Genomic DNA, 18,948 nt, shown 5'->3' with positions numbered 1-18,948 from the left:
TCAGGAGATCTCCGTGATGATGCCACCCGCTACGGTGATGGTCTTTCCGTCCGCAGTCGTGAATGTGCCGGTTTTGCCGCCGACATTATTCGCAACGAACTGCTGCGCCCTCACTGTCCTCCACGACCTGGTGTCTATGCCAAGGTCTGAAGCGAAATCATCGTTCGGGTAAAACGCAGTGGCCGTCATCAAGTAGTCAGTAGCCGTGCCCGTGCTTGAAAACGTATAAGCGCCACTGACAGGATCAAACCTGATGAACCCGGAAACAGCATTCGCTGCATTCATAAGCTGGATGGAACAGAAGCCGTCTGACCCAGGAGCGATCTGATGTGCGCCATAGCTTTGCGCACCCACATCGAAAATCCGGTTGGTGTCCTTCTGGATGACCCGCGACCGGAACGCCGCATAGCCCGTCAAGGGAACTTTCGCTGCCTGATAGGTGTAGATCGGACCGCCCCGGATCGCGAAGTTAGCCGGTGCGTCGAACACATTGGGCGAAGTCTGTCTGCGGCCCGCGACTGAAATCGGCGTGCTGCGCAGTTCCACCGGGAAAGACCCCTGCACGGCAAGACAGCTATTTCGGGACGCCACCTGATAAAGCGAAATGCTGGATGCGCTTAGCCCCTGTCCCGCCCGCTCCGTGATGAAGCGAATATAGCTGTCCGAACCAGCCCCTTCGAACAGCATATCAAGGTTGATCTTATCCATCGGGTCTTGCCCGGTGCCGAAAACCACATCCATGGCAGGACCGCCAAAGGCAACGATGTAACAGGTCGTGAAGTTGTGGTCGCGGCCCCGGCCAAAGACCACCGTTGCGCCATCCTGCGCGCCGTAAAGGTTGTATGCCTGACCTGCATAGGTGGGCCAACCCGTGGAGTTGATGTCAACGACCACGGTCGTTCCGGTGACAGACAAGACGGAGCCGGTAACGCCATAGGCATCCGGGTTGTAGGTGTCGGACGCAAAGACCACCTTTTGCCCAACCGTGAAGGGCGCGGCAAAGGCGGCGTTGAAGGTGGTTGTGGTACCCCTGGTGAGGGACGTTCCTGATATGGAGTTGCCCTGCGGAAGATAGCGCCAGTCGCAATTGAGATAGACGTTGCAAATGTAGCTGGTCTCCCCCGTCATCGGGGGCATGTAGTCGGACTGCATCCGCATCGGCCGGACGCCACGATAGGCGAAATCATCCGTCCCGACATGGAACGCCGCCGCCCCGTTGGGGTCGTTGTTCCAGAACCCGCAATGCAGATAGGTCGTGACTTCCTGCCCATAGGCCCAGAAGCCGACGATGGAGAACCACCCCCGCGTCATGACGTGGGACATGGTTTGGTTGGCGCTGAAGGCGTGTTCGTTCCCGCTCACCGCGCCAACAGCGCGGGCGTTCTGAATTCCTACTGACGGGCGGTTGTTCTTGTCACCATAGACGATGAGATTGTGCATCTCGCCGCCGCGCGAACCCACCATGTCCAGAACGGGCTTGCCGGTGCAGTGGCCGAGAATGGTCCCGTTCTTGATCGCCCATCCCCAGGTGGAAAGGCCCGTCGCATTCAGACTGAGGGTCGTCTTATATGTGCGTCCGCACAGGTCGAAATCGACAGGGCCGACGCCATCTGTGACGCTCTCGACCATTGATCTATATGCCGCCAGTGCCGCATTGATCGCGGCCCCGTCATCAGTCACGCCGTCGCCTACTGCCCCGAAGTGCATGGGCGTGAAATCCCCGGCAGGCGACCAACCGCCCCCAAGGCACGGCCCGCCCGACTGGTGGACCCACTCGACCAGATAGCCCGAGACCACGGCAGAAATGCGGGTTTGTGATGCAAGCTTAGGTGCTGCCAAGGCAGCGTCGTAGCCGGAAAAGGGGACAGATGCAGCACGAGCATCGTCTGCTTTCGCTGCGACTTCACCCACAGCCGCACCCATGGCCGCAGCCAAGGCGCGGGTGTTGGCGTCAAGGGCAAATTCAGCCATTTCGTGCCGCCTCAAAGATGGCAACATAGTCGGTATCAACACCCTCGCCCGAGCCTGAGCCAGGGGTGTTGACGACAATGCCAGCGACTGCGTTCTGGTCGGGGTCGATCTTCACGCCGACCGCATCGACCCGTTTCAGGGTCTTTTCCGTCTGCACGACGCTTTCAGCGGTGCGCCTGGCATGGGCACGCAGTTCTGACATTTCCGACCTCATGGATTTCAGTTCCGCCACGACCTCGCGGTTGTCGAGCATCGCCTTGGTTTCGCGGGGGCTGTAGATGCGGGACGGCGCGACCAGTTCGAGGTCTTTCTCCCCAACATAGGCAGGCCCGCCGCGATGGGTGCCGCCTGTGGCAAAGGCGGGGAAGTTCTGGCCCTTGATCCAGTCCTGCCAGCCTATCGTGCCCATGGCATCGCGGAAGGTGCGCACACCCCCGAGCGGACCCCGGATGGTGTAGGAGTAGCCGTTGCCTTCTGATCCGCCGAGGCCGTAACCGCCGACCAGCTTGTAATCAGCCAGCGTGTAGGTCTGGGGCTTGACCGGAGCGGGCGTTACGGGCGGTGCTGGCTTCGGCGCAACTGGCGGCTTGTTGATGACCTCATTGGCCTTCTTCACGGCGTCCTGCTGGCGCTTCGTCTCCGCCGCAATGGCCGCGCGCAGATCCACCAGGGCGCCGCGCAGCGTGCCCATAGCACCCTGCAAGCCTTCCGCCCCTGTGATCTTCGCAATGCCCGACACAGTGGCGCTGACGTTCGCCTGAACCTTCGTGCCCTTGAGACCCTCGTTGAAGCCCGCCACGATGGTCCCGGCATCATTGGCCCGCAGCGCGATCTTGGCATCCAAGCCTCCAAGCTGACCCAGCAGCTTCGTGATGCCTTCTTTGGTCAGAGCATTCCCGGCCGCAATGTGATCCCGCGCGGCTGTCAGTAGGTCCAGCTGCTGCTGTTGCAGTTCCGCGACCTTCTCCAAGGCCGTGGCAGTGGTGTCGGTCTTGGTCGCTACCTTACCCAGAGCGGCAGCAACGCGGGCCTGCGCCAGTGCGGCATCCACGCGGCTGCGGGCTGTATCCTGCACGCTGCCTAGGTAGGTCTGCGCCGCGCCGGGAAGGGCCTGTGCTGCCTCCACGTTGCCACTCATGGCCTGCCCGAGGGTGCGCTGATAGACGGCGCGGTTGTAGGCCAAAGCCTGCTGCGGGCTGAACAGGGCGCTTGCCGTGCCGCGCAGCTTGTCCAGATATTCACGGATGCTGGTGCCAGCCTTGCGCCAGTCAGCCGCAGCGGCAGCGTTCCACTTGATCGCGTTGCTCAGCTTGTCGATGACGCTCTCCAGGGCGGTCGTCACCCGACCTTGCAGCTTCTCCATCTCCTTCGTGAAGCTGCCGATCTGCGGCAGGATCAGGTCAAAGGCATCAGCCATGCCAATCATGGCGGCATAGGTCTTGCGGCCCTTCTCCGTGGTCAGATCCAGCGATGCGATGATGGCGCGGTATTCATTGCGGGTCTTGGGCATGGCGATCCCGAGGTCAGCCATGGCCTTCGCGGTCTGCCGGGTCGTGGTCGCCAGACGTTCGGCATCGCTGTAGAATGCCTCGTAGAACCGCTGCGTGGCCTGTGCCATGGCATCCAGCCCCCCGAAGGCATCCGCGATCATGGAGGCAGCATCAGCGCCCGACAGGCCCGCTGCGCGGAAGCGGTGGCCCAGCGTGTCCATGATACCGTTGACTGTCACCAGCGACTGCGAGAGGCGCAGCAGGGCATCGGAGGCCCCTTCCCCGTCCTTGCGCATCCGGTTCAGGCCGGGAACCATGCCCGCGAAGTCGTCGCCCAAGCCCGCGATGGCTTCCTGCACCGCCTTGAGGGCATCATCCTCGCTCATGCCCTTTGTGCTGACCTTCATCTCATGGGCGAAGTTGCGGAAGGTGGCAGAGCCGAAGCCCAGCACCTTTGCGGCTTCCATCACGCCAGCCTGCAAAGTGCCCACGACGCGGCTGATGGCATCGCTGGTTTCCCGGTCGGCTTCGTCGTAGCTGGTGCGGGTCTTTTTCGAGAGTCCCCAGAACCGCTTGGTCTCGGTCTTGCGGAATTCCTCGACCAGCGTATCCATGCCCTTCACCGTCACGCGGATCCCGGCATCCAGTTCCTTGGTCTTCTTCTTGAAGAACGAGAACACAGCAGCGACAGCCGCCACCGGCAGGGCAATCGCACCGATGGCGGACCCGAGACCCGCAAGCCCCGCAGTCGCGCCCTTGAGCATGAAACCGGTATAGGTCGCAGCACTGCCCAGACCGCCCATGGCAGCCGACAGGAAGCCCGATGCGCCGGACAGGATGCCGCCACCGAGGGCGCCCAAGCCGCTCATAGCCCCGCCCAGGACGCCGCCTGCGCCGCCGATGCCGGGAACGCCAGGGACGGACCCCGCCGCTGCGCCAGCGACACCGCCGCCGCTCACACCCATCCCCACGACAATGCGGTTCTTCCACGCCGTCGCGATCATTTCGGCAAGCCACTTCTTGAACATGCCCATGACGTTCGACAGCGTGCCCTTGAAGCCGTCCAGCAGGCCGTTGGACATGATGTCCACGAACTCGCCCGCGAGGGGGAGGCTATCCGCCAGTTCGACGTTCAGGCGCTTCTGGGCTTCGGCCATTTCGTCCTTGGACAAGCGGCCGGTAAGCTGGGCCAACTCGCCCATCTTCCGGCGATACTTGTTCATCGGGTCGAGCATGTCGCGCCACCGCTCTGCACCCTTGTCGAGTTCCTTGGTCAGGCGTTCGGCTTCCTTGGCGGCATCGCTGGCGCCCTTCTTGCCCGCCTTTCCGGCCTTACCGGCTGCGGCTGCCAGCTTGGCATATGCCTTGTCAGCGTCACTGGCTTTGATTTCCATTGTCGCTGTGACGCGGGCACCTTCCGCTACGGCATCGGTGGAACGCTTGATATCCTGTAGCGCCGCCGTGCTGCCGCTGCGGATCGCCGCATAAGCAGCCGTGCCGCTTTCCTCCAACAATTTATATTCAGCGATGGCACCGGCTCGGGCGACAGGATCACCAACGGTCTCCAAGTTGATGCGTGCGATGTTCTGGGCGGTGCGCTGCGCTGTCTGGATACCTGCGATCACCGCGCTCAGTTGTCCCATTGCCAAGCCCAAGTTCTGGGCAAGCTTCATGGCCTCCAGCGCGGCTTCGCTGAGAATAGGCGGAATGCCAAAGGATGCTGCGGAAATGGCGGCAGCACTATCCGCGCTGCTGTCCATCGTGCCGCTCAATTCCAAGCCTAGTTGCGCAGCTTGGGCCATTTGGCGCGCGGTCGCTGCCAATTCAGGAGGGATCGTCGCACCTGCCGCTTGGGCATCGCGCAGAACACGCACAAAGTCCGCTGCTGCGACAGCCTGATCCCTCACGCCCTTAGCGTTTTGCAGGCGCTGCAAGGCGGCATTCAGACTTTCTGCTTGACCAACCGTCAGGCCATACTCGCTGCGGAGTTTTGCCATGGCATCCTTGAAGATCGAGATACCTTCTGGACGTAGGATGCCGTTCATCAGCGTGGCAGAATAAGCGACCTTTTGAACCTGTTCGTTCAGTCCTTCCAGTTGTGCAGATGCTGCGCTGACGGCGCCGGACATAGACTGCGCAAGATCCAGTTGCGCCAGATCCGCCATAACCTCGTAGAGGCGGCGCGCTGCTTCCGTGTTGATGCCGAATTGGGCGGCCAGTTCAGCCGTAGGACGCGCGGCGCCCTCCGAAGCTGCTTTATACCTGCTCATTGCATCCGATAGATCGCTGACGGCATCTTCTGCCGCATTCGATGCTTCCGCCGCATTCATGAACATCGGAAGGATTGCGGCCCCGACAGCTATTGCTGTGCCCATCCATGGAATAATTGTTCCAAGCGATCCGCCGAGCATGGCGAATGCGCCTGCCACTTGAGGGGCCTGTTGAGCAACAGCCCGGAACCACCCGATCATGGGGGCAGATACGAAGACGTCTTGAAGCTGGAAGCCGATCTGGTTGGCGACCATGCCGAATTTGCTGGTTGCATCCCCAGCCTTTTGAGCCGCTGGCGCAATGGCCTCGGTCGCAGGTGCCAAAGACAGCATCTGCGCCTCAGCCATCTTCATCACGCGGGCATGTTCGGCTTCGGTGATGATCTTGGCCTTGAGCGCGGCATCTGCCGTCTCGATTGCCGCCTCATAACGCTTGCTGCTGGCATAGATAGGATCGAGACTGGCGCGCAGAGACTGGTAGTTGCTGGTCGCCATGGCGACAGCTTGCGCCTGCTGGCGCTGCGCCTGTTCTGCCTGTTCCGCCGCCGTGGCGACGCCCAAGTATCGGCTGCGGGCGATCTCCAAGACTTGATTGGCTTGCTCTTGGTTGGCCGCGCCAGACGCCACCATAGACGCTAGTTCGCCCTGCACTTCTGCGAACCGCTGCGACGCTGCATACGCTGGATCAATCGCGCGTCGCAGATCGTCAAAGGTCCGTGCGCTCTTGGTCGTCTCCTGCTGCGCCCGGCTCATCGATCCAGTGACCGCACGCTCAACAGCCTGCATGGTCTTGTCGAGGTTGCCCATGACGCCGCCAAGCGAAGCCATAGCCTTTTCAATGGACTTCATGTCCACAGTGAGTTTGCCTTCGACGCGGCCCCCAGTTCGGGCCAGCGAGTCTAACGCATTCTCTCCCTGCTTCAGGCTGGATGCGTCGGCGATGAGAACCAGTTTCGCTGCTGTGGTCACTGGCGCCTCCTTGGCAGAACACGAAAATCCCCGCAGAATGCTGCGAGGATTGGAGAGGATTAGAGAATGACGGTTTATCGTCAGCGCCTGAGCGCTCTGGGCTGGTTTGGCGCCCTGCTTTTCATTGCTGGCCCTGCCGTAATCGGATGGCAGCTTACCGAAGTCTTGACCTTTTCCGGGTATGGTGAGCCGGAAAAGGTAGGCCTGTTTTTAGCAAGCTTAATGCCGGCCTTGGGTGCTGTCCTGCTGCTGATCGGACGGGAATACTATGACGCCACCGACCAGGTAGCCAAAGAGCAGGATGCTTCTACAGCTCCGCCGAATGCTCCCCGTGAGCGGCAGGTGCGCCGCTACTAACCTCTCCCTACACCAGAATAGCAGAACGCCTCCTCAGGGGGCGCCTGTACTAAGCCTTGGCGAATGAAGACATTTAGGCCTCGCATTTTCTTCAAGAAAAACGCCATCTTCCTCCAAGCAACTGATGCATGGAGGAAGTATGGCGTGGTTTGATGTTTTAGGTGCCGCCGCAATGTTGACAGCCATCGGGGTCGCTGCGGTGGAATGGAATGTGCGGAATTCCGAGCCGTCGCTTGAGGCTAAGGCAGTCGCAGTTGCAGTTATTGCCTCTAAAGGCTGTTCGGTTCGGCCTGCCGTTCTTAGGCGAGCAATTGGCTACTCTCTCAGCCATCCGCACGAACTTCCGCCTTGGCGGCTAGCACGCGCTATTATGATGGACGCCCCTACTGGCGCAGAGGCTAGCGACTCTGTTTTCGCACAGATGGTCGTCGATGGGATGCGATGCTACATTGCCGAAGAGGCGTTGAGATAGCAGAACGCCCCTGAAGGGGCGCTCACACAAGCCTTAGTTGGCCATCATTTCTTCGCAGATCTTCCGGACGGCGGAGCCACATATCCTGCAAGAGCGGCTGTCAGATACTCATCCCGCATTACAGACGGCTTCTTCTTTCTTGGTGCTGCGTTAAAAGATTTCGCAATTCTTTCAGCATGTTTGATGAAGTTTTTCGAGGGCTTTCGCTGACTCTTTCTCACCGCGATATCGAAGTCTGCAAGAACGCCTGTGCCGCCCAGTTTAAGATCTGCGCCACTGATCCAAGCACCGAAGACATCACCTGTGCCAAGGGGGATGGCCGGTAGCGCAAGATCGGCATGTTCAGTCGCGATGAATTCCAAGAGTGCCTCAGGCGTGTCCACAATATGATCAGGAATAGGAGCATCTTCGAAGAATGCACCCAGGTCAGCGCCCTCTTCGACCAAGAGGTCAAACTGCGTTCCTGTGACTGGCATCGTCTTCATTGCACATCCTTTCCCTAACTGGAAAAAGCCCGATACGCGGCGCGTTCACCAGCATTCGCGTCATGACAAGATATGATGCGGAAGCGGCGAATCCCACCACTATCCACTTTAATAGTGAAAATCACCTTCCACACGTTGTCTTGATGTCCTGACAACTTGTTCACTGGGGGATGCGGTTCCCCGATGAACATTTCCCTGCGCTCATTAGGTGATACTTTTGCTGCGCGTCGTAAAGACGTCTTGCGAAATAAGGACTTAGCCTGCGCGAAGCTAATGCCGTGTTTGCCGATGTTCTCCTGCTCCTTGGCAGAGTCCCATTCAAATGGTCCGTCAACAACTCTAGGCAAATGACAAATCCCGCAAGGTTTTGTCTATAAAGCAAAAGGATGTTGATTCTCCAAGATGATTGTCATTGACAAGGGCGATCACCCGCCCCTGCCACGACCTGAGGGCCGGTTTCGTTATGCTGCGATCAGCACACGGGCTTCGTCCCGGAACTGCTCCCGCCATTCGTCGGACAGCCCGAACAACCCATAATCGGTGCTTGCCAGGATCATCAGGGCTACATCGGTGATCTTGAGCTTCGGGGCTGCCCGCATCTGGTTTTCGACCTCGATCTTGCGATCTGTCGCGTCACCATGTTCGTCCTCGTCGTCGCTTTCGGCGTAGATGCGGCGCTCTTCCGCGTCCAGAACCAGCCAGCGATCAAAGAGGGCTTCGAGCGGCGTTCGGGTTTCGGCCTCAGTTGCACCGGCAGCTTCTGCACCGGCAATGTAGGCACCGCCGACAGCCGCCATAAGGCAGGCTGCGGGGGATGCCGCGAGAAGGCGCCGACGCGAAACGGTGTTTCCTTGGATTGCAGCGGACATGCCGCTATATTCGGCCTGAGCCATGATCTGATCTCCCATTGATCAGGTTGATGGTTAGGCCGCGTGGGAAGTTGATCCCTTCTCGCGCGGCCGTTTAGTCAGACTACGGCGTTCCGCATGAAGGGTCCGCCTTGGTTCTTGAAAGCAGCCATCAAGTCCTCAAACGACAGCGGCCAGTTATCGGCCATGAAGCGTCCGGCATTGATGCTGTATTCCTGGAACGCAGGACCACCATCGGGCCATGCACCGTCTTCGCTATCGGAATGTCCGCTCAGGTCATCTATCGACCCCATCAGTCCTTGAGCCATGGCGTGGCACATGATGATGGAGACTTTTCCGCCATTCCGCGTAGTAGCCACGGCAGATGGCCCTTTGCTGAACCGCTTTGTCCGCTCGACGATCTCTTTCGCCGCTGGCTTCGGCAAGAACGCACGGGCAAGCTCATATGCGTCTACCCACGGAAAATCCGGTTCGTCATGGGGCGGCGTGAAAATAGACACCTGCTTGCCGTTGATAGTTGCTTCACCAAGCTTCTCGGCACGCTTCACGCGGCACCGCCTTTCAGATCGGCCCGCAACCGCTCCACAATGCTGTGCGGCCACCGAAGTTGCCGCTTCGGTGCGCCCCTGTCGTGATCTGGGCGTACATCGACCATCACCGCCCCAGCGGCCCTGCCTTGTTCGGTCGGCTCGTAAGCAATCTTGCCTTTCCTGTCACGGAAGGCAGTCTGATAACCGTAACCAGTTAGAAGCAGGTTGATCGCCTGACCTGAACGGCCATCAAGTTCAGCGCCGATGTCGGAAGGGCAAAGAAGGGCCTCGCTGTCCGGGGCAGGCAAGGCCGTCATGCCCATCTGCTCCATCGGATCGACGCCGGTCAGGGCTTTCGTTCCCCTGCTAGCGTAGATCGCGAGTTGAGAACCTTCGAAGCCAGCCAACTTGCCGAACTTAACCAGTTCTTTCATCGTGAGGCGAACCTCCCGTGAGTCTGACTTGGCAATCCTCTTGGCGACAGGTGCCATCAGCTCAACCGCAAAGTAGCGGTCGATCATTTCGCCCTGGACCTCCCAAGCGCGATCATCGTTCATCGGCTTGACCAGTTTTAGGTAGCCGCGCTTGGTCAGCAGGATGGTATCGCCACCCCCACGAGCGGGAAAGACCCCGGGGAAACCCCGACGCAAAACGTCGAGCTTCTCCGTGATGAAATCCTCTCCTTCGATGAACCGATCTCGGTTGTCCCGAAAGTTGCGCCCTGCAGTTCCCTCCGCCCGCTGATGGACTTCATCCACCATAGCGAAGGTGATCACAGGATCGCCCTTGTAGATGATCTTATGGACCTCTGTTCCGACAATTTGCACCGCCGGTAGGTTGGTGATATTCTGCATCGCAGTCATTGTGGCAGTTCCTTTGCCATGATGGTTAGACAGCGCCGCGCTCGAACGCGGCGTTTTCGTTCCCGGCAGCGGGGGCCTCACCGGCAAGTTTGCCCCCCGCTGCCTCTCCCACGACACTCTCAAGCGCCGTCAGGATTTCCTGTGTCATGGTCCGGCGATTGATCGCCGCCCGCGCTTTGATTGCTTCTCGCCAACCGTCAGGCAGCCGAAGCATGAACTTGTCGCTTTCCCTGCTTGTCATGTCCTTCTTTCGCTATGGCACCGCGCCATGCCACCATATGGCACCGTGCCACGCATGGCGTCAAGAATAAATTTAAGGCACGGTGCCAGCAATTCGGAGAATCGCTATGGCAGCCCCTACTACCCGCGAAAGCGACAAGTTCATCGTCCGCCTCCCTGACGGGATGCGCGACCGTATCAAGGCTGCCGCAGAGGCGAACAATCGCAGCATGAATGCCGAGATCATTGCGACGTTGGAAAGCGCGTATCCGGCACCCCATGCAATGAACGTTTTTGAGCGAGGAGTAGAAGCCTTCTTTCTGGATTTCGGATGGAGTGTAGAAAGCGGCATGGACATCCAGCGCCAAGGCATCGACATGATTGCATTCAAAGGACCGATAGCCGTTTCGGTTGACTGCAAAATGTCTCTCTCCCAGCTAACAGTCGAGCACGTGGAAAGAGTAAGTAGGGCAAAAAAGCGGTTTGGCTCTAACGCTGGAGTCATTGTGGGTGCCGGAGAGGTAACGGACGAGAAGGTCGTCGCGAGCGCCAAGGAACTTAAGGTTCTGATCCTGGACATTGACAAGTCACCAGCATTCCCTGCGCTGCTTGAGCGTCTAAAACCCTTTGCCGAGGACACCTTCCTTGAACCCGACGAACAGTAAGTGCTTACAACCTCCGGCCCGCTGTCGCCCTGACCGCTGCCTGGGCCGTCGCTAGCTCGGCCGCAACTGCCGCGAACAGTTCTTGCTTCCCGGCGTCACCAGTTGCCCGGTACTCTGCGATCAGGCGGTCAAACAGACCGATCGTGTCATTATGCTGGTGTAGCATTCCACGAAGGAGATTTTGCGTGTCGTTGTTCATGTCACTCGACTGTCCACACTGCATGGTGTCGCACTCTCCATTCTACATCCACAAGATAGTCGTCACCAGCACCACCCCTTCTCGATCTGATCGAGATCGCAGTTCAACTTATACCTTCGACGCTTCAGGGGTGTGTGGACCATGCGGACGCATGGTCGTTGCCGGTTTTAAAGGTCGTTGTTTAGCGCCGCCCGCACTTGAGAAATCGGCAGGCGATCTGTCAGGCACAGCCAAGTTTCAAGGACATCACGCAGACCTTGAAATTGTTTTTCAAGCACCATCGCCAGCCAAACCGTCAGCGCCTGAGCATCTACCTCCGCCTATTCTCAGGGCCTACCTCGATGCAGAAAAGGCATACTCTCAGGGCATCTGGAACCTTGCTGCTGGGGGTTATCGAAAGGCAGTAGATCGGGCTGTCACGCCGCTTCTAAGTGAAGAGGCTAAAGGCAAGATGCTTGGTCCCAAGATCGGGATGTTGGAAAAGACCAACCTGCTGCCGCCAGCTATGCTCGACTGGATCCGGATAGTTAAAAACGACGGCAACTTTGCCCTTCATGACGACGATCATGATTTTGACAGCCGCGAAGAGATCGAGCCAGCACGTGAGTTCGCGTTCACGCTGCTGACCTACCTTTACACGCTCCCTGAGAAAGTCCGCAGAGCGCAGGGATTGCCTAAAGAAGAAGGAAGCACCCCATGACCGATCTGCCGATCATCCCTCACACGCGTGTCGAACCGGACCCCCAAGGCTTCATCGCACGGCCTGTTGATGACACCCCCGAAGGTCATACGCTTTTCCAGCAGTCCATCCTGGAATTCTCTCGCACTCAAACGGACTGGGCGATGTTCCATTCTCAAGCTGGCCCTTATGAGGCCTGGGATAGAGTGATCTTCGCCCGACATGAGTAGCCGACGTCTCTGCCTGCATTGAGCTTCACCCTCGAAAGGTCCTCCTCATGACAACTTCCGAAGAATTTTTAGCAGATGAATGCGCCTTGATCAAAAACTTCAACCCTAAGTTCAGGCAAGAGTTCGCAGCCGTTAAGCGGTGCTGGCTGCCAGGCTTGGGTAAGCTGCAGGTCTCCGAAATGGAACGTGCTTTGAGGAAGGAGTTATCGTGTTCAAACCTCACGATTTCTTCCCTCCCTCCAGACTGGGAGTATGTCGCTCACGATCCAGATGACGATCATGCGCCCACGTTAGAAGAAATTGCAGCTGCGCGGAGCGCACATAGATCTAACCGAGAAGGCTGAATTGTCGCCCCATTTCATCGCCAGCTAATTAATTGCACCGGAAAAGCAGTCACAGCCCCGCCGACTAGGACGAAGGAAGCGATCCCCACCCCTCCCGCAGCCTGCCTGCGAGACTGGCCAACTCCTTCGACCGCAGTCGGGGCTTCTTGTACTCCAAAACCTCTCGCCACACCTTCGCCAAGTGTTCACCTTGCGGATGCAGCTGGCAAATCAGGTTGAGAGCGCGGTTCACATCGTCATAGCCCCGCAAGTCCTCGTACAGGGTTTCTTCTGCAGCCCTGTCCAGACGATCCAGCGCAGCGGTGATCAGGTCATCGGTCCTCAGTGTCACCCCGCCGTCCATCTATTCCCTCGATAGCAGAACACAATGAAAACATATCAATTGTCGTACAACAAACAAGCTGCACGTGAGGTTTGACCCTCCGGCCGCCACCCGCCGAATGTCCTGTAACAGGGCTGTTACACGGCACTGAGCAGGCCCTGCTCAATCCCCTGAAGCATACAGCAGGGCGATATCGCGGTGGTGAAGTTCGCACGCTCCCTGCTCAGAACGAACCACGGCTGCTGTCGGCTCCAGTATAACAACACATCCGCTTTTGAAGCTGTAATGCCTGTCACCATTCGCCAGCGTCATTTGGACTGGCACCTCATCCATTGGACGGTCTGACGCTTCGGGCGGAGGCGCGGTCTTCAATGCTGGTTCACAGGCTGCCAACCCCATGACCGCAACGAGTAGAACAGATAGCTTAGTCATGAGCGCTCTCCCGGTACTATCGAGCGTCAACGCGACCACCTGAAGAGAAGATGCATAGACGGAATACTTCGGGATGTTCCTGCTAGACTCGCGACCCTGCCTAGGGGCGTGATGGGCGGGAACGACTCAGGGGAATGGGATGGAAGAAGTTGAACGCTTCGATTGCGAGGATGACGAAGGCAATGTTTATACGGTCGTTGTCCGCCAGCGGCAGGTAACATATAGGCCGCTTGGCAGGCCTTCTGAGACAAGTGGCGGGGCCATCGATTACGTCCTTGACGATGGCTTAGACGTTACTCCGCTCGACGGGTCTGAAGGTCAGGCCTTCAAGATCCTTCTGGGCGACAAGGTCATCCGCAGGATCTGATCCGTCGAAGCTGACGCGTTCCCAGCACACGGCGTGAGTTCCGTCCGGCGAGACAAGGTGCTTCCGACAAACCAGTAGCATCCCGTGGCTGATCTTGAAGGTCCAGGCTGACCGGGGCAGCATCCGATGCTCCGCCTCGTCTTTAGGCGGAGCGAATACTTGATGCAAAGCGTCCAGCGTAGCGTTCATGACGTTGTAGGCTTCGTCGGCCGTGATGTTGTCGAGGTGGACCGTTGCGACAGTCTTGCCCGTCATGATGCTTTCGATCCTGCCGCCACCCACGTCCCAGAATAGGGTGCGGTCGTCATTGGTTTTCAGCATCATCCGTTCCTTCATCTGCTGCGCAGTGCCGCACCAATTGCGGCCGCCATAGCCAGCTTGCCTTCCCTGCCCTTCGGCGCGTTCGGCTCTGCCGTGCAGTTTCGGCCATCCAGATAGGCCACTGACAAGGCGCGGATCGTCCCGCGCTCCCATTCGTCCAGCCCTTGATGCGCCGCGAAGGCTACGATCTCCGACCACGGCAGCGGCCGGTGATCCATGCCAACCGAAGTCCAGCCGATGCCGTCATCCGCCATCATGCAATCCAGCAGATCACGGCGGGCCAGCGGCTCAGGCAGGTTGAGGGGTGCGCCAGCACTGCGGCGCAACTCCATCCGCGTATTGTCGCTCTCCTTGTCGCCCCGCTTGTGCAGGGCGTGCAGCCAGCCCAGTTGCCGGGCGTAGAGGGTCAGGCTTTCCCGGATTTCGCCAAAAAAGCGGCGTCATCCTGAGCGAAGTCCAGCACCTGCTGGGCGAAGGACGGCTTGCGCCATTCGTTGTCGCCCTTCTCGCGCATCAGGTGCGGCAGACTGATGAATGTCAGGTCAATGAAGGCAGGGATGTCATCTGCGCCCAGGTCTCGCGCTTTCCCATCCTCGCCCACGGTCTGCATGTTCTTGAACCCGGCGATGAACCGGCTGGCAGCCTTGCAGGTGGCCTGATGCAGGTCCTCGGCGGTTTGCGTGTCCACCTCTCCACTGGCATCCTTCGCCGCCTTGGCCTTCTTGGCCCGGGCAATCTCGTCCTCGCGCAGAGCGGCCTGAATGGTCCGGCTCGATGCGCCCTTGACCAGCACGATACAGGGCTTGCCGCCGTTCGTGATGACCTCGCCCGTGGATTGGTCACGCAGTTCCATTTCGCGTGCAGTTTCAGCCGCGCCGCGCGCGTCGAATTGCTTCAAAAAGTCCATGTGGGTGATCCTGTTGGTGCTGGTGCATGATGGGCCGGAACGCTGCACCGACGCTCCGGCCCGATACCCGACTTGCGCCGGATCAGTCTTCCGCGACCTCAATCGGCTCCATGTCGAGTTCGACCGTGACCGTGCCGGAAACGACGCCGCCCGTGGTGGCACCACGGGTCACGCCGAACACCTTGCCGACGAAGTAGTCGGTGCGGCCGGCAGTCGCCGCCACATCGACCTTGGGATATTCGACCCGGAAGGCGCGCTGCTTCTTGTCAGCCTTGGCGGCTTTCAGGATCGCCTGGCCCGCGTCCGAGGGGTCATAAGCCATCGGGATCTGCAGCGAGCCGGCGTTCTCGGCGCCGTGGAATTTCTCCTGCACGCCGGTCTTCAGGGGCGTGTGGGTAACGACTTCGGAGGTGCCGCCGTAGTCGGGGATCTCGGTAATTTCCCCGACTTCAACCCAGCCGGAGCCGGTGATGGCAGCAAAGCCGGCCTCATCCAAGGTCGCGGGGATGGTGGCGGAGACGTAGAGGATCGTCCCGATGCCGGTGGTCAGATTGTCGGCCATTGGTTTGCCCTTTCAAGCATGTCGAGACAGCCGCCAATGGCGGAGGTTGCGTCCCAGGTTGGTTGTTTGCCCCTGTTCGCCCAGGTGGGCAGCCCGAGGCGGGGCAAGCTAGGTCGCGATCCAGTCGATGATGACGGGCACGCGGTAATCGGTTTCGGTCGTATAGCCGCCCTGGACGGATGCGCCCCGGATCGTGACGCCGCCCAAGCGCAGGGCCTTCGGGAAGCGTTCTTTGACGGCATAGGCCAGGTCATCGGCTGCGGTAGCGAAGGCGTTCAGTTCGCCCACGACCACAACCGCTTGGCTACCCTCGCTGTAGCCCTTCCCGCCTGCTAAAGCGCCGTCGACGTCGGTCCGGCTGCGGTTCTGCATGACCAAGTAGGGCTTGGCCGGGATGGGGCCGGATTTATTGGGGAACACGACGGATTTGCCCAGACCGACCAGATGCTGGCCGATCCGGTTTTGCACGGCGGAGGGCTTCACTTGCTGACCTCCTTGGCCCGCGCTTCCACGAACTGCTGAAACTTGGCCGCATTCTCGCCCACGAAAAAGCGGCCGGCCTGTTCGTATTCCCGGCCCTTGCTATCCGTGCCGACAAAGCCGAACTCGATACGGGCGGCGTAGGGCATGGTCCACGCGAACTCCATCACGTCGCCCAGCTTCAGGTCGGCAAGGGCCAGCACATAAGCATCTGCGCCTTTCTTGCCGTCCACCGTCAGGCTGTTGACCAGATCGGAGGTCAGGCCGACTGGGATCTTGCCAGTTTCAAAGCCGGTGGCCCCTTGGGTGATGCCGCGCTGCGTGGTCTGCGCGCCTTCCAGCACGTCCTGCACCGCCTGCTTGGCGATGTATTCGAGGTTGTCCTTGGCCTTCTCGCAGAGGCGGGACAGGTCAGCCGTGAACTTGCCAGCCATCAGACCCTCCGAGGGATTGCTCGGTAGAAGGCAGTGCAGCGGCAGAAAGCCGAATGCTTCACCCCACCTGCCGGATCATGCGGGTGCATCATCACCACGCCATCATCCATCACGAAGCCTTCTCCGAGGCGCCGGACCTCGCCATTCATGCGCAGATGATCGGGCCGGAAGTCGCGGCTGAACCCGTGGATCCATTTGACCGTGACCGCTTCCACGTCATCGCGTTCGGCCATCTGCTGATATGCCTCATGCCGCCCCGCAGCCTGGGCGACGTGCGCCTCATTCTGGGCGATCAGTTGGCCGCGCTCTTGCAGCAGCTTGTTCTTGTATTCCCGGTTGCTGATGGTCCGATCAGGCGCAGGAACAGCCGTGCCCGCCTTATAGGCCCGCAGGATGCGCTGCTTCGTTGCCAGATTGACCTTGTAACGGACGGTCAGCTTGCCGTCCTTCTTAACCACCAGATCCTGCACGCCCTCCGGGGTCTCCATCAGGCGCTGCACAGACAGATATCGCTGGGTCTGCGGCTCACTCAGGCCGACGATGCCGCCCGTCCGCTGGCCCTTCTCGGGGCCGATACGGACAACCCTGCCGATGATGTCCAAGGCAGTTTCGCCGGACGGCCGGTTGCGTTCTGCCGCGTCCAAGATCACGGTGCGGATCGCCTCGTTCTGCTCCCGCTCTATCGTGACCACCAGATCAGCCCCAATGCGGGCAATCTCTGCCTCCGCCCTCGGATGCCGCCCATTGAACCCGAAGCGCCCCTGCAAGCCTGCTGGCAGGCTTCCGGCTACCGATGCCCCACCTTGCAGGAACGTGCCACGCACAGCCTCCTCAAGCGGCCACAGCAGCGACTGATCGAACCGCAGCATCTCGATTGTCGCCTCGATGTCGCGCCGTTCCAGGGCGTCGATCAGCGCCCCCAGATCCACCCTGCCCCGTGCTGCATAGACTGCTGCAAGGAAGGCCTCGCGGATCTGCTTCTCGGCACCGGCTAGAAGCGCCTCAACGGCCTCGATCTGTTGCAGTGTCGGGTTGCGGGCCATCCATCCCCCTGCGGGTCAGTTCCGCGCGGATGCCTGCAACCCATGCTGCAAGGATAATCGCGTCGGTCATCGTGAATATGTCAGGATCGGACCACAGGGCTTGCGCCGCCATGATCGGATTGCCCTGCGAATGGTGCAGCCGAAACCGCCACAGATGAAATGACCAGAACACCCGGCCTAGATTGCTATCTCAACCTCAAAGAGCAAGGCCGTATCACCTGGCTGAACCCTCGCAACACGCGAAATCTCATGCGGTCCGTCGAGCATGACAATCCGGTCGCCCATCCTCGGCTCTGCACGGGCGGCGGCGATCAGGATCACCCTCACGGTTCGTGGGATCAGCGCCCCGTCTGCGCCCCGGTCGTATCGGGTGTGAGTGCCGGTATCGACTGCGGTCACCGGGATCTGCATCGGCACGGGATCAGGATGCGTCGTCGGGTCGTCGTCCCCGCCCTCGGGTTCGACCTCCCAAGGGTATTCCGGCCCGTCGTCGTTCGTATCCGGCGCCAAGTCAGGCAGCCGGTGGATCGTGGCTGGTGCGCCGAACCGCTCGATAAGGCGATCCGCTGTCGCGCGCGGGCGGCTGTAGTCGAACTTCATGCCCGCGTCAGCCAGGCTGTGTTGCCGCTGGCGATCAGACCGCGCAGCATAGGCCGCAACCAGTCGAAGGCCAGCCCACCTGCATCTGCCCGCACGCCGTCTCGATAGGTGACGCTGATTGGGCCAACAGTCTCAGATTGGATTACTCCGGCAGCATCGACCCCAGCGAATGTCTCGCGCCCGAAGCCCTCAGCAGCCAGCCGCGCCGCAACGTGCCCAAGGCGGATCAGGCTAGCCTCTGTCATGGGGTGCCATTCGAACGCTCCTGCCAGCCAGCGAGAGGCCCGCACAAGCGCCCCTTCCTGCTTAGCTGTGTCTGCGGCCATGAACTGCTCTAGCGGGCTGCCTGTACCCGCTACAGCGGCTTCTGGTTCCAGATATGCTATGGCATCCGCAAGGCTGATGAAGGAATTCGACAGCGGGTCCGCGGCCACATTTCCAACTTTAACGGCCATAGAGGTTATCCTTGCTTGCCAGTGCGATCTACAACACCTTCGTGGCATTCAGATTTAAGAGGTAACTATGGCGATTGATCACCTAGAACGCGCGCGCGCAGCTTGGCCCCATCTAGTGAAGAGGGCGAAGGCTGTCGGAAGACAGGAGGCAGATCCGTTTACCTACGGCGAGCTATCCCAGCTCATCGGCGTTCATCATAGAGCCGCCACTTGGTACCTTGGGGTAATCCAGACATACTGCAAACGAGCAAAGTTGCCGCCTTTGCAGGTCCTAGTAATGAACAAGAAAGCTGGCAAGCCTGGCGACGGTTACACGGCTGACCCAGACATCAAAGCAGCTGTTATGGCAGTGTGTGGCGTTGATTGGCCGACAAAAGCGCCATTCTAACAGAAAGCTGGGGCGACATGCGCCG

Annotated in this window: 23 protein-coding genes; 5 read left to right on the top strand and 18 right to left on the bottom strand. The window is 59.8% G+C overall.

Annotated elements, in window-relative coordinates; genetic code table 11:
* Positions 1-1,971, bottom strand: a complete 1,971-nt coding sequence (locus CK944_RS03380; protein WP_103171617.1) for a hypothetical protein — start codon at positions 1,969-1,971, stop codon at positions 1-3.
* Positions 1,964-6,700 (bottom strand): hypothetical protein, encoded by a 4,737-nt coding sequence (locus CK944_RS03375; protein ID WP_146038595.1) that lies wholly within the window; start codon positions 6,698-6,700, stop codon positions 1,964-1,966. Before CK944_RS03375 ends, CK944_RS03380 begins: the two co-directional genes overlap by 8 nt.
* A gap of 66 nt (positions 6,701-6,766) precedes the next feature.
* On the opposite strand from CK944_RS03375, the gene CK944_RS03370 reads away from it, so the two are divergent.
* Complete coding sequence (locus CK944_RS03370) at positions 6,767-7,057, top strand: hypothetical protein (RefSeq protein WP_103171615.1); 291 nt, start codon at positions 6,767-6,769, stop codon at positions 7,055-7,057.
* 516 nt (positions 7,058-7,573) lie between these two features.
* On the opposite strand, the gene CK944_RS22795 is transcribed toward CK944_RS03370, so the two are convergent.
* The 6 genes from CK944_RS22795 to CK944_RS24185 form a co-directional block, all read right to left on the bottom strand.
* Positions 7,574-8,014 (bottom strand): hypothetical protein, encoded by a 441-nt coding sequence (locus CK944_RS22795; RefSeq protein ID WP_146038594.1) that lies wholly within the window; start codon positions 8,012-8,014, stop codon positions 7,574-7,576.
* 14 nt (positions 8,015-8,028) lie between these two features.
* Positions 8,029-8,361: a BrnT family toxin gene (locus CK944_RS24315; protein ID WP_158247947.1), complete on the bottom strand. Its 333-nt coding sequence runs from the start codon at positions 8,359-8,361 to the stop codon at positions 8,029-8,031.
* 114 nt (positions 8,362-8,475) lie between these two features.
* Positions 8,476-8,907: a hypothetical protein gene (locus CK944_RS03360; protein ID WP_146038593.1), complete on the bottom strand. Its 432-nt coding sequence runs from the start codon at positions 8,905-8,907 to the stop codon at positions 8,476-8,478.
* Between the two features lie 74 nt (positions 8,908-8,981).
* Complete coding sequence (locus CK944_RS03355) at positions 8,982-9,431, bottom strand: hypothetical protein (RefSeq protein ID WP_103171612.1); 450 nt, start codon at positions 9,429-9,431, stop codon at positions 8,982-8,984.
* Positions 9,428-10,276, bottom strand: a complete 849-nt coding sequence (locus tag CK944_RS03350) for an ORF6N domain-containing protein (protein ID WP_103171611.1) — start codon at positions 10,274-10,276, stop codon at positions 9,428-9,430. Before CK944_RS03350 ends, CK944_RS03355 begins: the two co-directional genes overlap by 4 nt.
* A gap of 25 nt (positions 10,277-10,301) precedes the next feature.
* The gene (locus CK944_RS24185; protein WP_103171610.1) at positions 10,302-10,517 is read right to left on the bottom strand and encodes an Arc family DNA-binding protein; all 216 of its coding nucleotides are present in this window, start codon (positions 10,515-10,517) and stop codon (positions 10,302-10,304) included.
* Between the two features lie 106 nt (positions 10,518-10,623).
* Between CK944_RS24185 and CK944_RS03340 the strand changes: the two genes are divergently transcribed.
* The 4 genes from CK944_RS03340 to CK944_RS22790 all read left to right on the top strand — a co-directional run bounded on the left by CK944_RS03340 (position 10,624) and on the right by CK944_RS22790 (position 12,612).
* The gene (locus CK944_RS03340) at positions 10,624-11,160 is read left to right on the top strand and encodes an Arc family DNA-binding protein (protein WP_103171609.1); all 537 of its coding nucleotides are present in this window, start codon (positions 10,624-10,626) and stop codon (positions 11,158-11,160) included.
* A 185-nt stretch (positions 11,161-11,345) separates the two neighbouring features.
* Positions 11,346-12,059: a DUF4145 domain-containing protein gene (locus tag CK944_RS03335; protein ID WP_103171608.1), complete on the top strand. Its 714-nt coding sequence runs from the start codon at positions 11,346-11,348 to the stop codon at positions 12,057-12,059.
* The gene (locus CK944_RS03330; protein WP_103171607.1) at positions 12,056-12,268 is read left to right on the top strand and encodes a hypothetical protein; all 213 of its coding nucleotides are present in this window, start codon (positions 12,056-12,058) and stop codon (positions 12,266-12,268) included. Before CK944_RS03335 ends, CK944_RS03330 begins: the two co-directional genes overlap by 4 nt.
* A gap of 47 nt (positions 12,269-12,315) precedes the next feature.
* Complete coding sequence (locus tag CK944_RS22790) at positions 12,316-12,612, top strand: hypothetical protein (protein ID WP_146038592.1); 297 nt, start codon at positions 12,316-12,318, stop codon at positions 12,610-12,612.
* 64 nt (positions 12,613-12,676) lie between these two features.
* Here the strand turns inward: CK944_RS22790 and CK944_RS03325 are convergent, their stop codons facing one another.
* From CK944_RS03325 to CK944_RS03280, 10 genes are all read right to left on the bottom strand, one after another.
* Positions 12,677-12,955, bottom strand: coding sequence for a hypothetical protein (locus CK944_RS03325; RefSeq protein ID WP_103171606.1), 279 nt, complete (start codon positions 12,953-12,955; stop codon positions 12,677-12,679).
* Positions 12,956-13,652: 697 nt separating this feature from the next.
* Entirely contained in the window at positions 13,653-14,057 is a 405-nt protein-coding gene (locus CK944_RS03320; protein ID WP_103171605.1) for a hypothetical protein, read from the bottom strand.
* 8 nt (positions 14,058-14,065) lie between these two features.
* The gene (locus tag CK944_RS03315) at positions 14,066-14,386 is read right to left on the bottom strand and encodes a hypothetical protein (protein WP_103171604.1); all 321 of its coding nucleotides are present in this window, start codon (positions 14,384-14,386) and stop codon (positions 14,066-14,068) included.
* Between the two features lie 74 nt (positions 14,387-14,460).
* Positions 14,461-15,009, bottom strand: coding sequence for a hypothetical protein (locus CK944_RS03310; protein WP_146038590.1), 549 nt, complete (start codon positions 15,007-15,009; stop codon positions 14,461-14,463).
* 34 nt (positions 15,010-15,043) lie between these two features.
* Positions 15,044-15,523: a phage tail tube protein gene (locus CK944_RS03305; RefSeq protein ID WP_103171602.1), complete on the bottom strand. Its 480-nt coding sequence runs from the start codon at positions 15,521-15,523 to the stop codon at positions 15,044-15,046.
* Positions 15,524-15,631: 108 nt separating this feature from the next.
* Positions 15,632-16,006, bottom strand: coding sequence for a hypothetical protein (locus CK944_RS03300; protein WP_158247946.1), 375 nt, complete (start codon positions 16,004-16,006; stop codon positions 15,632-15,634).
* Positions 16,003-16,437 (bottom strand): hypothetical protein, encoded by a 435-nt coding sequence (locus tag CK944_RS03295; protein ID WP_103171600.1) that lies wholly within the window; start codon positions 16,435-16,437, stop codon positions 16,003-16,005. Before CK944_RS03295 ends, CK944_RS03300 begins: the two co-directional genes overlap by 4 nt.
* Positions 16,437-17,366 carry a hypothetical protein gene (locus CK944_RS03290; RefSeq protein ID WP_158247945.1) on the bottom strand — a complete coding sequence of 310 codons (930 nt, stop codon included), beginning with the start codon at positions 17,364-17,366 and terminating at the stop codon, positions 16,437-16,439. The genes CK944_RS03295 and CK944_RS03290 overlap by 1 nt, the downstream gene beginning before the upstream one ends.
* Positions 17,367-17,657: 291 nt before the next feature.
* Positions 17,658-18,080, bottom strand: coding sequence for a hypothetical protein (locus CK944_RS03285; RefSeq protein ID WP_103171598.1), 423 nt, complete (start codon positions 18,078-18,080; stop codon positions 17,658-17,660).
* Entirely contained in the window at positions 18,077-18,535 is a 459-nt protein-coding gene (locus CK944_RS03280; RefSeq protein ID WP_103171597.1) for a hypothetical protein, read from the bottom strand. Before CK944_RS03280 ends, CK944_RS03285 begins: the two co-directional genes overlap by 4 nt.
* Between the last annotated feature and the right edge of the window lie 413 nt (positions 18,536-18,948).

The sequence above is a fragment of the Paracoccus sp. SY genome, from assembly GCF_002901215.1.
GTDB lineage: Bacteria > Pseudomonadota > Alphaproteobacteria > Rhodobacterales > Rhodobacteraceae > Paracoccus > Paracoccus acridae.
The sequence above is the reverse complement of the archived record's forward strand: the minus strand, read 5'-3'. Positions and strand labels throughout refer to the sequence as shown.

What these genes read in the sequence shown, in the direction of transcription:
- CK944_RS03380 (WP_103171617.1), bottom strand. Translation starts at nt 1,971, where the DNA reads ATGGCTGAATTTGCCCTTGACGCCAACACCCGCGCCTTGGCTGCGGCC.
- CK944_RS03370 (WP_103171615.1), top strand. Translation starts at nt 6,767, where the DNA reads ATGACGGTTTATCGTCAGCGCCTGAGCGCTCTGGGCTGGTTTGGCGCC.
- CK944_RS22795 (WP_146038594.1), bottom strand. Translation starts at nt 8,014, where the DNA reads ATGAAGACGATGCCAGTCACAGGAACGCAGTTTGACCTCTTGGTCGAA.
- CK944_RS03360 (WP_146038593.1), bottom strand. Translation starts at nt 8,907, where the DNA reads ATGGCTCAGGCCGAATATAGCGGCATGTCCGCTGCAATCCAAGGAAAC.
- CK944_RS03350 (WP_103171611.1), bottom strand. Translation starts at nt 10,276, where the DNA reads ATGACTGCGATGCAGAATATCACCAACCTACCGGCGGTGCAAATTGTC.
- CK944_RS24185 (WP_103171610.1), bottom strand. Translation starts at nt 10,517, where the DNA reads ATGACAAGCAGGGAAAGCGACAAGTTCATGCTTCGGCTGCCTGACGGT.
- CK944_RS03340 (WP_103171609.1), top strand. Translation starts at nt 10,624, where the DNA reads ATGGCAGCCCCTACTACCCGCGAAAGCGACAAGTTCATCGTCCGCCTC.
- CK944_RS03330 (WP_103171607.1), top strand. Translation starts at nt 12,056, where the DNA reads ATGACCGATCTGCCGATCATCCCTCACACGCGTGTCGAACCGGACCCC.
- CK944_RS22790 (WP_146038592.1), top strand. Translation starts at nt 12,316, where the DNA reads ATGACAACTTCCGAAGAATTTTTAGCAGATGAATGCGCCTTGATCAAA.
- CK944_RS03325 (WP_103171606.1), bottom strand. Translation starts at nt 12,955, where the DNA reads ATGGACGGCGGGGTGACACTGAGGACCGATGACCTGATCACCGCTGCG.
- CK944_RS03320 (WP_103171605.1), bottom strand. Translation starts at nt 14,057, where the DNA reads ATGATGCTGAAAACCAATGACGACCGCACCCTATTCTGGGACGTGGGT.
- CK944_RS03315 (WP_103171604.1), bottom strand. Translation starts at nt 14,386, where the DNA reads ATGGAGTTGCGCCGCAGTGCTGGCGCACCCCTCAACCTGCCTGAGCCG.
- CK944_RS03305 (WP_103171602.1), bottom strand. Translation starts at nt 15,523, where the DNA reads ATGGCCGACAATCTGACCACCGGCATCGGGACGATCCTCTACGTCTCC.
- CK944_RS03295 (WP_103171600.1), bottom strand. Translation starts at nt 16,437, where the DNA reads ATGGCTGGCAAGTTCACGGCTGACCTGTCCCGCCTCTGCGAGAAGGCC.
- CK944_RS03285 (WP_103171598.1), bottom strand. Translation starts at nt 18,080, where the DNA reads ATGAAGTTCGACTACAGCCGCCCGCGCGCGACAGCGGATCGCCTTATC.
- CK944_RS03280 (WP_103171597.1), bottom strand. Translation starts at nt 18,535, where the DNA reads ATGGCCGTTAAAGTTGGAAATGTGGCCGCGGACCCGCTGTCGAATTCC.